The sequence below is a fragment of the Cellulomonas sp. URHE0023 genome (assembly GCF_000688475.1).
GTDB lineage: Bacteria > Actinomycetota > Actinomycetes > Actinomycetales > Cellulomonadaceae > Cellulomonas.
Map to the genome: position 1 here is coordinate 1,081,587 of NZ_JIAN01000005.1, position 12,713 is coordinate 1,094,299.

A 12,713-nucleotide genomic window follows, 5' to 3' on the forward strand; every position below is an offset into this window, starting at 1 on the left:
CCGTGAGAGAGCCGGCCCGCAGCGTCGGTGGAGGTGCGCGACTCTGTCGGCCGCACGCTCACTAGGGGTGCCGCGGCCGGTCCGGGGATACGCCGCCGAGGGTGAAAGGCGGGTCAGCCCGCGTGGTTGCGCCAGGTGTGGGCAGGGTCGAAGCCCAGCAGACGTCGCGCCTTGTCGATCGACAGGAGCGTCTCGGTGCCGCTGACGGGCCTCTTCAGGGGGACGTCCGGGAAGTAGCGCGCCAGCAGGTCGGCCGACGGGGTGCTCATGACCGAGTCCGGGGACGCGACGATGAACGCCTCGAAGCCCGTCAGGTCGGACTCCAGTGCACGCTGCACGGCGAGCGCGCCGTCACGCGCGTCGATGTAGCTCCACAGGTTCCAGATGCGGCGGCGCGGGTCCTGCTCGAACGACGGGAAGTCGGCGTAGTCGTCGACCTCCATCACGTTCGAGAACCGAAGCCCGACCAGCTTCGCGGTGGGGTCCCAGCGGGCGAAGTGCCGAGCCATCTCCTCCTCGACCGCCTTGCCGAGCGAGTACGTGCTCTCGGGCCGCACCGCGTACTCCTCGTCGACCGGTGCGTACGGCGGGGGCGTCTCGAACGGCAGCCCGAGCACGGTCTCGCTCGACGCCCAGACGACATTGCGGATGCCTGCCCGCCTCGCCGCCGAGAAGACGTTGTGGGTGCTCGGCACGTTGTTCGCGAAGGTCGCGCCGCTGGTGCGCAGACCCGGTGCCGGGATCGCCGCGAGGTGCACCACCGCGTCGACGCCGTCGTAGCGGTCGTCGATGCCGGTCAGCGCCTCGGTCACCTGCCCGAGGTCCCTCAGGTCGACCTGCGTGAACAGCGCCGGCTGACCCGCCGGTGGTGGCGCCGTGTCCACGTTGACCACGTCGTACCCCTGCTCGGCGAGGTGCGTGACGACTGCACGCCCGAGCTTCCCGCTGCCACCGGTGACCACGACCCGACTCATACGAGTGACGCTAGCTCGTCGAGCGCGACCATCGGGTCCGACCCGACCGGGATGAGGACCGCGCAGGTGACGCCCGCGGCGTGCAGCTCGGCGATCCGCCTGCGCGCATCCCGCGGGGTTCCGACGACGGCCAGCTGGTCCACCCAGTCCGCCGGCATCCGCTCCAGGAACTCCGCACGGCTGCTCGAGGCCAGCCGCATCGCATGGAAGTCGTCGGCGAAGGGCAGCGGCGCGATGTGGGCGTCCCAGTCGGGCTCCCCGATCCACTCGAGCGCGGGTCGGACGCGGGCGCGGGCCACGTCCGGGTCGTCGTCGACCGCGGCGACGCAGTAGGCGACGACCGGCAGCTGTCTGCCGACGTGCTCGAGCACCCCGGCGAGGTACTCCGGCGTCACAGGCTCGGCCAGCACGACACCGTCGGCGACCCTCCCCGCGAGCGCCAGCGACCTGGGCCCGCGCACACCCGCGAGCACGGGCGGGACGACCGACGGCGGCGAGTGCAGCTGCACGGCGTCCAGCTGCACGTAGCGCCCGTCCACGGTCACGGACGAACCGTGAAGAAGCGCCCGGACCGCGCTGACGTGCTCGTCGAGCATGGTCAGAGGGCTGGCCGGCCAGGCACCGACCTGCCGGACCCAGCCCGTCATGCCGTGGCCGACGCCCAGGACCAGGCGTCCCGGGTACAGCTCCGCGAGCGTCGAGGCCTCCATCGCGGCGAACGCCGGGTTGCGCACCGCAGCGGGCAGGATGCCGACGCCCACCCGGATGCGTTCGGTGCCGGCGAGCACCGCGCCCGCCTGGGCGATCCCGCCTCGGAACGGGAGGTCCTCGACCACCCAGATCTCCGCGAACCCGAGAGCCTCGGCACGCCGCGCGTACGGGACCAGCTGCGCGATCGGGAGGTCCCTGGGGAGCAGAATGCCGACGGTCACCGGGTGCACGATCCGCTGGATGCGGACGTCGGCAGCGAGGGTCCGTACGGCATCAGACCTCCTTGACCACGCGCGCCGGGTTCCCCACGGCGACCACGTTGGCCGGCAGGTCCTTCGTCACGACCGAACCGGCCCCGACCACGGTGTTGTCCCCGATCGTCACTCCTGGGCACACGATGACCCCACCTCCGAGCCACACGTTGTTGCCGATCGTGATCGGCTTGGCGGACTCGAGCTTCGCGCGGCGGCCCTCCGGCTCGACCGGGTGCACGGGCGTCAGGAGCTGGACGTTCGGACCCAGCAGGACGTCGTCACCGATGCGGATCGGGGCGACGTCCAGCGCCACGAGACCGAAGTTCACGAACGAGCGCGCGCCGATGTGGAGGTGCACGCCGTAGTCCACGTACAGCGGCGGGCGGATCATCGTGTCGTCGCCGAGCGAGCCCAGCAACGCGCGCAGCTCCACCTGGGCCGCGTCGGCGTCCCGACGGAACGCGTCCGCGAACCTGTGCGCGCGCTCCTGCGCGTCGTTGGTCATCGTCACGAGGTCCGGGGTCGCCTCGTACCAGTCGCCCGCGACCATGCGCTCGTACTGGCTTCGTGTGTCGTCGTCGCTCACGGTGAGACGCTCCCACAGAGCGGTGACACTCACGCGGGAGGGCGGTCCGTGTGTCGACCGCCGGCAGCGTCGGCCCTACGGCTGGGCAGCCTGCAGGAAGGACTCCAGCAGAGGACCGGCCGTCGTCGAGCCGTACTCGCCCACGTCGACGAAGACCGCGACGGCGAGATCACCCTGGACCGCGATCATCCACACGTGGTTCTGCAGGCTGCCGGCGTCACCGAACTGCGCGGTTCCCGTCTTGGCCGACACCTCAGCCCCCGGCACGTCCTGCAGGAACGTCGCGCCGCCCTCCGTCACGACGCTGCGCATGAGCGACGTGAGCGTCGCAGCCTCGTCCGCGGTCAGGGGCACCTGCGGTCGCTCGCTCGCCGTGGCCTCATCGCTCGGTCCCTCGCTCTCGCTGGGCTCGTCGGTCGGGCTGGGCTCCGGGGCGGACGCCCCCTCGGGGAGCACGACGATGCGCGGGACGACCGTCGACCCGTGCGCGACCGATGCCGCGACGGTGGCCATCCCGAGCGGGGACGCCAGGACGCGGCCCTGGCCGATCATCGAGGCCGCGTGGTCCGTGCCGTCCGAACCACCGGGCACCGCACCCAGGAACGCCGGGAACCCGAGCGACGCGTCCGGGAGGAGCCCGAGTGACCCGGCGGCGTCGATCAGGGCATCCTGCGTGGCGGAGTCGCGTGCCGAGATGAACGCGGTGTTGCAGGAGTTGGCGAACGCCGTCCGCAGCGGGACGTCGCCGAGCTTGTCGGCCGGGTAGCCCGGGAAGTTGTCGAACTCACGCCCGTCGACCGTCACGGTCGGCGGGCAGCTCACCGACGTGTCGGGCGTCAGGCCCGCCCTAAGCAGTGCGAGCGCGCTGACGACCTTGAACGTCGACCCGGGAGCGAACTGACCGAGGGTGGCCGTCGACATCCCCTCTCCCCCGGCACCGCTCGCGGCGGCGAGCACGTCGCCGGTCGACGGTCGGATCGCCACGACGGCGCTCGCCGGTCCGACTCCGACGAGCACGTTCTCGGCGACCAGCTGGAGGTTGATGTCGAGCGTCGTCTGCAGCGGGGTCCCGGGCACCGGTGCGTGCTCGTACAGCTTGCGCACCGCGGTGCCGTCGGGAGAGGTCGCCTCGACGGTCAGGCCCTTGAACCCGCGCAGCTGCGCGTCGTACTGCCGCTCCAGACCCGACAGACCGGCGAGGTCACCGGCCACGACCGCACCGCCGGACTTCTTGATGATCTCGGCGGTGGCCTCGCCGACCCCGCCGAGGATCGGGCGCGCGAACGCCCTGCTCGGCGCGAGCGGGAGCGTGTCGGGGATGGCACTGACGCCGTCGATCAGGTCCAGCTTGCCGACGTCGTACGTCGGGTCGCCGTCCCGCACGACGATCGCCTCGACGAAGGCCTTCGGTCCCGCGGCGGCGACCTTGGCCGCGTACTCGTCCGGGTTGATCTCGAGCGCTGCGGCGAGCTCGCGGGCTGCCGCGTCCTGCGCGGCGGGGTCCGTCACGTGCGTCTTGTCCACACCGATGCGGTAGACGGGGCGCGGCTCGATGATGGCCACACCACCAGCGCCGAGCACCTCCCCCCTCGGAGCCGGGATCCGGCTGACCTTGAGCACCTCGGTCGAGCTCAGGTCGGGTGCGAGGAGCGTCGGCGACCAGGCCGCCGTCCACGCGTCGTCCTCGCCGCGCGTCAGCCGCGCGTGGGTCTCGTACGTCCAGTCGTCGGTGCTGTCGTCGACGTCCCAGGTGAACCGCAGGACGGCTGTCGCGGAGTCCTTGTCCTTCTCGTCCACGGCGGTGGACTCGAGCGCGACGGCAGGCGTCCACGGATCGAGGCCCTCGTAGGCGGCGGCCCACTGTGCCTTCGCCGTGCCCGCGTCGGTGGTCGTCAGCGGCGCAGACGTGAACGTGCCCGACGCGAGCGCCGCCGCGAGCGCCTTGCTGGCCGCCTCGGGACCTGGCGGGTCCGCCGAGCACGCCGTGGCGCCGAGCATCACCCCCAGGGCAGCAGCCAACGTCCCCGCGACGCCCCGTGACGTCATGCCTCGTTCCCCTGCGAACGACATCCGACCTCTTGTCATGTCTCTTGTCATGTCCTGCCTGCCCGCCCGTGACCGGGACGGCCGGGCACAGCCTCGCAGAAGTTCCCGATCACCGGAGGGCGAATTCCGTCGATCGGACGGGCTTTCACACCTCCGCCTCGCCCGGCGACGCCACGGAGAACACCCCAGCGGGGTCGTACCGCCGCCGGACCTCACGGAGGCGGTCGGTCGTGGGCTCGCTCCAACGCGCCGCGCTCATCCCCGCGAAGTTCGGGTTCAGCTCCTCGCTCGTCCACGGCGCGAGCGCCTCGAGGATCGCTGCGGCGGCGCTCGGCAGCACGGTCTCGAACGTCGTGGGGTCCGCGCCTGCGACGCCGAACGTGAAGGCCGGACCGCGACCCGACACGGCCGAGCCGCCCGCCACGTCGTGCGCCGTGGCGCCCGAGACGTGGCGCAGCTCCACGGCCATGAACGGGTGGTCCGCGTCCGGGCCGGAGTGCTCGAGCACCGCGCTCGCCAGGTCGTCGTCAGCGCTCGTGAGCATCAGGCTTCGTCCCCAGCTCGGCCCGGGAACCGGTGCGCCCGCGCCATGGATCCGATCCGTCTGGGCCACCGGCAGCACCCCGACACCGTCCGTCATGACCGGCGCGAGCGCACGCAGAGGCGCAGCAGCGAGCGCGCCGGACTGTGCGTCGCCGGGCCGAGCGAACCGGAGCATCAGGACCGTGCGACCCCGCATGGGTGGCGGCACCGCGTCCACGGAAGGGAACCTGACGATCGCCGCGCTGGTCGTGGTCGACTCGTCCGCGGTCGGGGTCCAGGCCAGCCAGCCCCGCAGCACGGTGGAGACGTGCTCGGTGTCGAACAGGAGCGAGCCCGCGTACAGCTCCGGCACGGACACGAGCCGTACCCGCACCTCGGTGACGACGCCGAGCCCGCCGCGGCCACCCCTCAGCGCCCAGAACAGGTCGGCGTGATCGGTGGCGCTGGCCTCGACGACCTCGCCGGTGCCGGTCACCACCGTGAACGACTCGACCCGGTCCGAGCTGAACCCGTGGCTCCGCGCGAGCGGCCCGAGCCCACCGCCCAGCAGGTAGCCCACGACGCCCACGACCGTGGACGCCCCGGCCACCGCGGCCAGGCCGACGGCGTCGGCCATCGGGACGACGTCCGACCACAGCGCACCTGCGCCGATCGTCGCGACCCGCGACTCGCCGTCCACCACGACTCCCGAGATCCGACGCGTCGTGACGATCAGCCCTGACCGCACCGGGACCGTTGCCCCGTGGCCGGTGGCCAGCACCGTCAACGGCAGCCCGTGCTCAGACGCCCACCGGACGGCCGCCACGACGTCGGCGGTCGTCGTGGCGCCGACCACGAGCTCAGGTGTGTGGACGACGGCCCGGTTGAACGTGAGGACCTCGTCGGCGAACCCCTCGTCCCCCGGCGAGAGCACCGGACCGAGGACGTGTGCGGCAAGGGGGTGCGGGACCATGCGCTGCTCCGTTCCTGAGGTGGACGACAAGGACGAGCGGTGCCCGCCGACGCGGACACCGCCCGACCTTCCCACCAGCCTCCGACACGCGCACGCGGTTAACTCCGCCGGCCCTCACGCTGCCCGCGCGGATCCAGCGCCGGCCTCACCGGCGCGCGGCGAGCAGCTCACGGAGGTGTGATTGACCCATGAGCACCGTCCCTCACCTCACCCTGAACAACGGCGTCCAGATCCCGCAGGTCGGGTTCGGCGTGTTCCAGATCCCGCCGCAGGACACCAAGGACGCGGTGCTGCAGGCGTTCGACGTGGGGTACCGGCACATCGACACCGCGCAGAGCTACCGCAACGAGGAGGGCGTCGGCGAGGCGCTGCGGGAGTCAGGGCTCGAACGCGGCGACGTCTTCGTCACGACCAAGCTGAACAACGGCGCACACGCTCCCGAGGCAGCGCTCGAGGCGTTCGATCGGTCGCTCGAGCGCCTCGGCACCGACTACGTCGACCTGTTCCTCATCCACTGGCCGCTCGCGATGCTGAGCGACTTCGTGGACACCTGGAAGACCCTCGAGGACATCTACAGCTCGGGTCGGGCCCGGGCGATCGGGGTGTCCAACTTCCAGCTCGCCCACCTGAGCCGGTTGCAGGCGCAGACGACGATCCTTCCGGCGGTGAACCAGATCGAGGTGCACCCCTACCTGACACAGACCGCACTGACGCAGTTCGGGCGGGAGCACGGGATCCTCGTCGAGGCATGGTCGCCGCTCGGGCAGGGCGCCGTCCTCGGCGACCCGACGCTCGGTCGGATCGCCCGGAGCCACGACCGGTCCGTCGCCCAGGTGACCCTGCGCTGGCACGTGCAGCGCGGCCACGTCGTGTTCCCCAAGTCGGTCACCCGCGCCCGCGTCGAGGACAACTTCCACATCTTCGACTTCGAGCTGACGGACGTGGACCTCGCCGACATCGACGGCCTGAACCGCGACGAGCGCACGGGACCGGACCCGGACACGTTCGACCGGGTCCCGCCCGCCTGAGCGGACCTGTCGATCGGGCCGTTCCCCGTTCGTACAGGTGGTGAGACGCTGGCCGTCGGCCCGCGACACGCACCCGGGAGGACACCATGACCCACTACCTGCTGAGCGTCATCGAGCCGGACGGCCCGATGCCCTCGCCCGAGTTCCTCGACCCGATCATCAAGGCCGTCGGTGTCGTCGACGACGCCATGCGCGACGCCGGGATCTGGGTGTTCGCGGGAGGGCTGCACGACCCGAGCACATCCACCGTGCTGCGTGCCAAGGACGGGCAGGTGCTCACCACCGACGGTCCGTACCTCGAGGCCAAGGAGCACCTCGGCGGGTTCACCATCATCGACGTCCCGGACCTCGACGACGCCATGTCCTGGGGCGGGCGGCTGGCCCAGGCGACCACGCTCCCGATCGAGGTCCGGCCGTTCCGGGAATGATCTCCGACGACGAGATCGCGGCCGTGTTCCGCACGGAGCACGGCCGTGCGGTCGCGGTGCTGGCGCGGTCGTTCCGGTCGCTGGACGTCGCCGAGGAGGCCGTCCAGGACGCGTTCGTCGCCGCGGTCGCGCGCTGGCCCGTCGAGGGTCTGCCGTCCAGCCCCGCGGGCTGGATCATCACGACCGCCCGACGCAAGGCGATCGACCGTCTGCGACGGGAGGCGTCGCTGCACGACCGGCACGCCGAGGCGGCACTGCTGTACGCCCAGGAGCACGTGGAGGTGGGTCCCGTGCGCGACGACCAGCTCAGGCTCGTCTTCACCTGCTGCCACCCGGCCCTCGCGCCCGAGGCGCAGGTGGCACTCACGCTGCGGATGGTCGGCGGCCTGAGCACCGAGGAGATCGCGCACGCGTTCCTGGTCCCGCTCCCGACGATGCAGCAGCGGCTCGTGCGCGCCAAGGGCAAGATCCGCGACGCACGCATCCCCTACCGCGTGCCGTCGGACGCGGACCTGCCCGACCGGCTGAGCGCGGTCCTGGCGGTCGTCTACCTGGTGTTCACCGAGGGCCACCAGGCCTCGAGCGGGCGCTCGGTGGTCCGTGAGGACCTGTGCGCGGACGCGATCCGGCTGGGCCGGCTGCTGGTCGAGCTGATGCCCGACGAACCCGAGGCGGCGGGCCTGCTGGCACTGATGCTCCTGGTCGACGCACGCCGCCCCGCACGGTCGTCGCACGACCAGCTCGTCCTGCTCGCGGACCAGGACCGCTCGCTGTGGGACAACGCCATGATCGGCGGAGGACTCGCCCTGGTCCGGGAGTCGCTGCGACGCAACCAGCCCGGTCCGTACCAGCTGCAGGCCGCGATCCAGGCGGTGCACGCGTCCTCCCCGACCCTCGACCGGACGCCGTGGTGGCAGGTCGTGGCGCTGTACGACCAGCTGCTGAGCAGCTCGCCGAACCCGGTCGTCGCGCTGAACCGAGCGGTCGCCGTCGCCGAGCTCGACGGGCCGGCCGCCGGGCTCGCACTCGTCGACGACCTGCCGCTTCAGCCGTTCGCGCTGTTCCACTCCGTGCGCGCGGACTTCCTGCGACGGCTCGGCCGTCGCGCTGAGGCGGCCGCGGAGTACGCGTCCGCGCTCGCGCTCACCCAGAACGACGCCGAACGGGCGTTCCTGGAGTCCCGTCGTGACGCCGTGCGCGCCTAGAGGCGTGCTCGCAGGCCGAACGTCGGCGCGAGCGACGCGTCGAGGAACCGCGTGATCCCGCTGATCCCGGCCGGCGTGGTGGTGAGCACGACGACTCCGGTGAACGTCGCTGCGCCGGCCGCGTCCTGGCGGTAGCAGGCGAAGGCCGGCTGCCGGTTGGCCCGGGTGGCCACGAGCTGCTGCGTGGACCCCCGACCGGCAGCACTCGCTGCGAGGAACGCGTGGACCGCGTCCCGGCCCTCGTACACGTGGGCTGCGGGCGGCATCGCGAGCCACGCCTCGTCGGTGAGCAGCGCGACGACGCCCTCGACGTCGTCGGCCGCGTACGCACGGGCGAACCGCACGGCGAGGCCGTCGTCGTCCTGGACCGACCGGGCCGGCTGCGCGGTCGGCCGGGCGGTGACGGCACGCGCACGCTGGAGCACACCCTTGACCGCGGTCGGTGAGGCGTCGAGCATCTTGGCCACCTCACCGAGCGAGAAGCCCAGGACGTCGACGAGGAGCAGCGCCGCCACCTGCCGAGGTGGCATCGCCTGGAGGGCCGAGACGAACGCAAGCGCGATCGACTCGTCGGCAAGGTGACGCGCACCGGGCTCGTGCGTCTCGTCGAGCAGGACGTCCGGGTACGGCTGCAGCCACCGCAGGTCCGAGCGGCGGCTGGGCGGCGGCGGGTCGAAGGGCGGCAAGGGCTCAGTGACCGGGCGGCGGCCGCGCGTGCGCAGGAGGTTGAGGCAGCAGTTCGTCGCGATGCGGTAGAGCCACGTCCGCGCCGAGGACCTTCCGTCGAACCTGTCCAGCCCTCGCCATGCGGCGAGCAGCGTCTCCTGGAGCGCGTCGTCCGCGTCCGCGACCGAGCCCAGCATCCGGTAGCAGTGCACGTGCAGCTCGCGACGGTGCGCGTCGACCATCGCACGCAGGGCGTCGTCGGTCGAGCGTTCCACGACGTCGTCAGCCATCGATCCTCCGCGCACCGTTCCGATCGCCCCCCGATCGGTGTCTACCGGACGACACCGTCGAGGAGAAGGGTTGCACCGATGACTGAGCACGGGACGGCGCTGGAGACCCTGCTGGCCTACCACGACGCATGGAGCGGCGGCGACTTCGACGCCGCGATGACGCACGTGGCCGACGACGTGGTGTGCGACGCACCAGCGGGCCGATTCCAGGGCGCCGACGCGTTCCAGGGCTTCATGGCTCCGTTCGCCGCGATGGTCACCCGGTACGAGCGCCTGGCCGCGTTCGGCGACGACCGCATCGCGGTGATCGTCTACGACACCGACACGCGGGCCGTCGACGGCGCCCCCGGTGCCGAGGTCGTCACCGTGGCCGCCGGCCGCATCCGCACGATGCGGATCATCTTCGACCGACTCCCGTTCGAGGAGGCGCGTCGCGCGGCCGCGGCTCAGCGCGCGTAGGCGCCCAGGCGGGCCACGAGCTGGTCGCGCACGCCGGTCCACTCCGCCGCGACGATCGAGTAGTACGCCGAGTCACGCACGGTCCCGTCGGTCGCCATGGTGTGCGCGCGTCGCACGCCCTCGAACCGGCCACCGATGCGCTCGATCGCCGCGCGGGACGCCGCGTTGCGCGCATCCGTCTTGAGCGTCACGCGCAGCACGCGCCAGACCTCGAAGGCGTGCGTGAGGAGCAACAGCTTGGTCTCGGTGTTGACCGCGGACCGCTGAGCGCCCGCCGAGTACCAGGTGCTCCCTATCTCGGCGACGGACGGAGGCCGGTCGTCGCTCGGTTCGCTGCCGACCGCGACTCCCGGCGGCCACGGCGTCGGGGTCTCGAAGACCTCCAGGTCGAGGAACCGGGTGCTGCCGACGATGGTGTCGTCGGCCAGCCGGCGCACCGCGAACGGCACGGACCGCGCCTGTCGCAGGGCGCTGCGCACGTACGTCTCGGTGTCCTCCAGCCCGTCCGGTACCCAGGTGTAACCGAAGCTGCCGCGTTCGCCGCGGCCGGCAGCGGCCAGCCCGTCCACGTGGTCGAGACTGAGCGGTTCGAGGCGCACGTGGCGGCCCGAGATCGTCGACGGCGTGAGCACGGGCTCATCGTGCCGTGTGCGTGCGGACGATGCGACGCCATTCCCGCACACGCCGCAGAACGGTGCCGGGAACCGTCGCGGACCGGGCGGCCGGCACCCCGCGGTGCGGACCGTCGTCGGGGGGTCCTAGTCCGCAACCGCGGCGGCCGCCCTCTCCAGCAGCAGGTTCCGCTCGCGCTGCGTAGGCGCGAGGTCCGCGGCACGCTCCAGCTCGGCCGCGGCCTCGCCGTGCCGCCCGAGTCGCGTCAGGGCCTCTGCCCGGACCGCGCCGAGCAGGTGGTAGCGGGCCATGCGCGGGTCCGCGGCGATCGCGTCGAGGGCAGCCAGCGCAGCCTCGGGCCCGTCGGCGTGCATGACGGCGACCGCCCGGTTGAGCTCGACGACCGGGCTGGGGGCGAGCTGGGCGAGCGCGTCGTAGAGCGCGACGACGGCCTCCCAGTCGGTGTCCTCGAACGACGGGGCGCGGCTGTGGCACGCGGCGATCGCGGCCTGCACCGTGTACGGACCGAGTGGGCGGCCCAGCGTGATCGACGTCTCGAGCGCCTTGAGCCCGTGCTCGATCAGCGCCCTGTCCCAGAAGCGCCGGTCCTGGTCCTGCAGCAGCGTCCCCGAGCCGCGGGCGTCGAACCGTGAGGCCTGCAGCTCCATGAGCGCGACCAGGCCGTGCACCTCGGGCTCACGCGGCAGCAGTCCGGCGAGCACCCGGCCCAGCCGCGTCGCCTCGTCGGCCAGGTCCCGACGCACCCAGTCGTTTCCTGACGTGGCCGCGTGTCCCTCGGTGAAGACGAGGTAGACCACCTCGAGCACCGAGCCGAGGCGCGCAGGCATCTCATCCGCCTGCGGCACCTCGAACGGGACCCGGGCCTCGGCGAGCGTGCGCTTCGCCCTGGAGATCCGCTGGCCGATCGTCGCGCTCGGCGTGAGGTACGCGCGGGCGATCTCGTCGGTGGTCAGGCCGCCGAACAGGCGCAGGGTGAGCGCGATCCGCGACTCGCGGGGAAGCACCGGGTGGCACGTCAGGAACACCAGCGAGAGCAGGTCGTCGCCGACGGGGTCCTCCACGATCCCGTCGGCCGGCGGCTCGTCGGCCAGCTCGCGCGCGACGACCGCGTACTTGGTCTCGCGGTTCTGCTCGCGCCTGATCAGGTCGATAGCCCGGTGCCTGGCCGTCGTCATGAGCCAGGCGCCGGGCTTGTCCGGGACGCCGTTCGCGGGCCACTGCTCCAGTGCAGCGACGAACGCGTCCTGCGCGAGCTCCTCCGCCAGGCCGACGTCCCGGACGAGACGGGTGAGCGAGGCGACCAGCCGGGGCGCCTCGATCCGCCAGACGACCTCGACGGTCCGCCGTGCGTCAGCCATCGCCCGCCCCGCAGGTCGCCCGCTCAGGCCCTCTGGTTGGCCTTGGACCGCTCGATGATGTCCTTCTCCTTCTCGAGGATCTCCGGCGAGACGACCTGCGCGAAGTCCTCCATCTCGAAGAACGGCCGGATCTCGAGGACCGAATGCAGCTCCGGGGTCGACGGGCAGCGCTTGGCCCACTCGATCGCCTCGTCGAGCGACGTGACCTGCCAGATCCAGTAGCCGGCGATGATCTCCTTGGCCTCCGTGAACGGGCCGTCGACAACCGACGTGCGGCCGCCCTCGAACACCACCTTGGCGCCCTCGGAGCTCGGCTTGAGCCCTTCGCCGCCGAGCATGATGCCGGCGCTCACCAGCTGCTCGTTGTACGCGTTCATGACGGCGAACATCTCGTCGTTCGGGGCGGTCGCAGCCTCGTCCGCACCGTCGCCCTTGATCATGACCAGGACCTTCATGACGCAGCTCCTTCGTTGTGGATGCCCTCTCGACGCTAATGCCGGGACGGGGCCTTCACCACTACGTCGAACGGCTCGGGGACGTCTTCGACACGATCGTGCGACGAGATGTCCAGACACACGGT

The 12,713-nt window shown here is 72.1% G+C and carries 13 protein-coding genes; 4 read left to right on the plus strand and 9 right to left on the minus strand.

The features are described from left to right. Positions 1–113 precede the first annotated feature (113 nt). The 5 genes from N553_RS0105515 to N553_RS0105535 form a co-directional block, all read right to left on the minus strand. Positions 114–974 carry an NAD(P)-dependent oxidoreductase gene (locus N553_RS0105515; protein WP_028045693.1) on the minus strand — a complete coding sequence of 287 codons (861 nt, stop codon included), beginning with the start codon at positions 972–974 and terminating at the stop codon, positions 114–116. After that, positions 971–1,906, minus strand: a complete 936-nt coding sequence (locus tag N553_RS0105520; protein WP_231505173.1) for an LLM class flavin-dependent oxidoreductase — start codon at positions 1,904–1,906, stop codon at positions 971–973. Before N553_RS0105520 ends, N553_RS0105515 begins: the two co-directional genes overlap by 4 nt. 52 nt (positions 1,907–1,958) lie before the next feature. After that, the gene (locus tag N553_RS0105525; RefSeq protein WP_051640012.1) at positions 1,959–2,489 is read right to left on the minus strand and encodes a sugar O-acetyltransferase; all 531 of its coding nucleotides are present in this window, start codon (positions 2,487–2,489) and stop codon (positions 1,959–1,961) included. A gap of 111 nt (positions 2,490–2,600) precedes the next feature. After that, positions 2,601–4,571 (minus strand): penicillin-binding transpeptidase domain-containing protein, encoded by a 1,971-nt coding sequence (locus N553_RS0105530; RefSeq protein ID WP_051640013.1) that lies wholly within the window; start codon positions 4,569–4,571, stop codon positions 2,601–2,603. 145 nt (positions 4,572–4,716) lie between these two features. Further along, entirely contained in the window at positions 4,717–6,066 is a 1,350-nt protein-coding gene (locus tag N553_RS0105535; RefSeq protein WP_028045697.1) for an FAD-dependent oxidoreductase, read from the minus strand. A 188-nt stretch (positions 6,067–6,254) separates the two neighbouring features. Here N553_RS0105535 and N553_RS0105540 point away from each other — a divergent pair, with 188 nt between their 5' ends. The 3 genes from N553_RS0105540 to N553_RS0105550 all read left to right on the plus strand — a co-directional run bounded on the left by N553_RS0105540 (position 6,255) and on the right by N553_RS0105550 (position 8,727). Next, entirely contained in the window at positions 6,255–7,094 is an 840-nt protein-coding gene (locus N553_RS0105540; protein ID WP_028045698.1) for an aldo/keto reductase, read from the plus strand. Between the two features lie 86 nt (positions 7,095–7,180). Then, positions 7,181–7,522, plus strand: a complete 342-nt coding sequence (locus N553_RS0105545; protein ID WP_028045699.1) for a YciI family protein — start codon at positions 7,181–7,183, stop codon at positions 7,520–7,522. Beyond that, a complete protein-coding gene (locus tag N553_RS0105550; RefSeq protein ID WP_028045700.1) occupies positions 7,519–8,727 on the plus strand; it encodes an RNA polymerase sigma factor in 1,209 nt (402 codons plus the stop codon). Before N553_RS0105545 ends, N553_RS0105550 begins: the two co-directional genes overlap by 4 nt. Here N553_RS0105550 and N553_RS0105555 read toward each other — a convergent pair. Beyond that, positions 8,724–9,683, minus strand: a complete 960-nt coding sequence (locus tag N553_RS0105555) for an RNA polymerase subunit sigma-70 (RefSeq protein ID WP_028045701.1) — start codon at positions 9,681–9,683, stop codon at positions 8,724–8,726. The two genes, N553_RS0105550 and N553_RS0105555, sit on opposite strands and share 4 nt — an antisense overlap. Positions 9,684–9,761: 78 nt before the next feature. On the opposite strand from N553_RS0105555, the gene N553_RS0105560 reads away from it, so the two are divergent. After that, on the plus strand, positions 9,762–10,142 hold the full coding sequence (locus N553_RS0105560; RefSeq protein ID WP_028045702.1) for a nuclear transport factor 2 family protein: 381 nt from the start codon (positions 9,762–9,764) through the stop codon (positions 10,140–10,142). Here the strand turns inward: N553_RS0105560 and N553_RS0105565 are convergent. The 3 genes from N553_RS0105565 to N553_RS0105575 all read right to left on the minus strand — a co-directional run bounded on the left by N553_RS0105565 (position 10,130) and on the right by N553_RS0105575 (position 12,588). Then, positions 10,130–10,774: a GNAT family N-acetyltransferase gene (locus N553_RS0105565; RefSeq protein WP_028045703.1), complete on the minus strand. Its 645-nt coding sequence runs from the start codon at positions 10,772–10,774 to the stop codon at positions 10,130–10,132. The two genes, N553_RS0105560 and N553_RS0105565, sit on opposite strands and share 13 nt — an antisense overlap. Before the next feature lie 126 nt (positions 10,775–10,900). Beyond that, a complete protein-coding gene (locus N553_RS0105570; RefSeq protein ID WP_028045704.1) occupies positions 10,901–12,133 on the minus strand; it encodes an RNA polymerase sigma factor in 1,233 nt (410 codons plus the stop codon). A gap of 23 nt (positions 12,134–12,156) precedes the next feature. Next, on the minus strand, positions 12,157–12,588 hold the full coding sequence (locus N553_RS0105575) for a YciI family protein (RefSeq protein WP_028045705.1): 432 nt from the start codon (positions 12,586–12,588) through the stop codon (positions 12,157–12,159). Positions 12,589–12,713 lie beyond the last annotated feature (125 nt).

Bases quoted from the DNA above. Each gene is read 5' to 3' on its own strand.
- N553_RS0105515 (WP_028045693.1), bottom strand. From the start codon at position 974: ATGAGTCGGGTCGTGGTCACCGGTGGCAGCGGGAAGCTCGGGCGTGCA.
- N553_RS0105525 (WP_051640012.1), bottom strand. From the start codon at position 2,489: ATGGTCGCGGGCGACTGGTACGAGGCGACCCCGGACCTCGTGACGATG.
- N553_RS0105530 (WP_051640013.1), bottom strand. From the start codon at position 4,571: ATGACGTCACGGGGCGTCGCGGGGACGTTGGCTGCTGCCCTGGGGGTG.
- N553_RS0105535 (WP_028045697.1), bottom strand. From the start codon at position 6,066: ATGGTCCCGCACCCCCTTGCCGCACACGTCCTCGGTCCGGTGCTCTCG.
- N553_RS0105540 (WP_028045698.1), top strand. From the start codon at position 6,255: ATGAGCACCGTCCCTCACCTCACCCTGAACAACGGCGTCCAGATCCCG.
- N553_RS0105545 (WP_028045699.1), top strand. From the start codon at position 7,181: ATGACCCACTACCTGCTGAGCGTCATCGAGCCGGACGGCCCGATGCCC.
- N553_RS0105550 (WP_028045700.1), top strand. From the start codon at position 7,519: ATGATCTCCGACGACGAGATCGCGGCCGTGTTCCGCACGGAGCACGGC.
- N553_RS0105555 (WP_028045701.1), bottom strand. From the start codon at position 9,683: ATGGCTGACGACGTCGTGGAACGCTCGACCGACGACGCCCTGCGTGCG.
- N553_RS0105560 (WP_028045702.1), top strand. From the start codon at position 9,762: ATGACTGAGCACGGGACGGCGCTGGAGACCCTGCTGGCCTACCACGAC.
- N553_RS0105570 (WP_028045704.1), bottom strand. From the start codon at position 12,133: ATGGCTGACGCACGGCGGACCGTCGAGGTCGTCTGGCGGATCGAGGCG.
- N553_RS0105575 (WP_028045705.1), bottom strand. From the start codon at position 12,588: ATGAAGGTCCTGGTCATGATCAAGGGCGACGGTGCGGACGAGGCTGCG.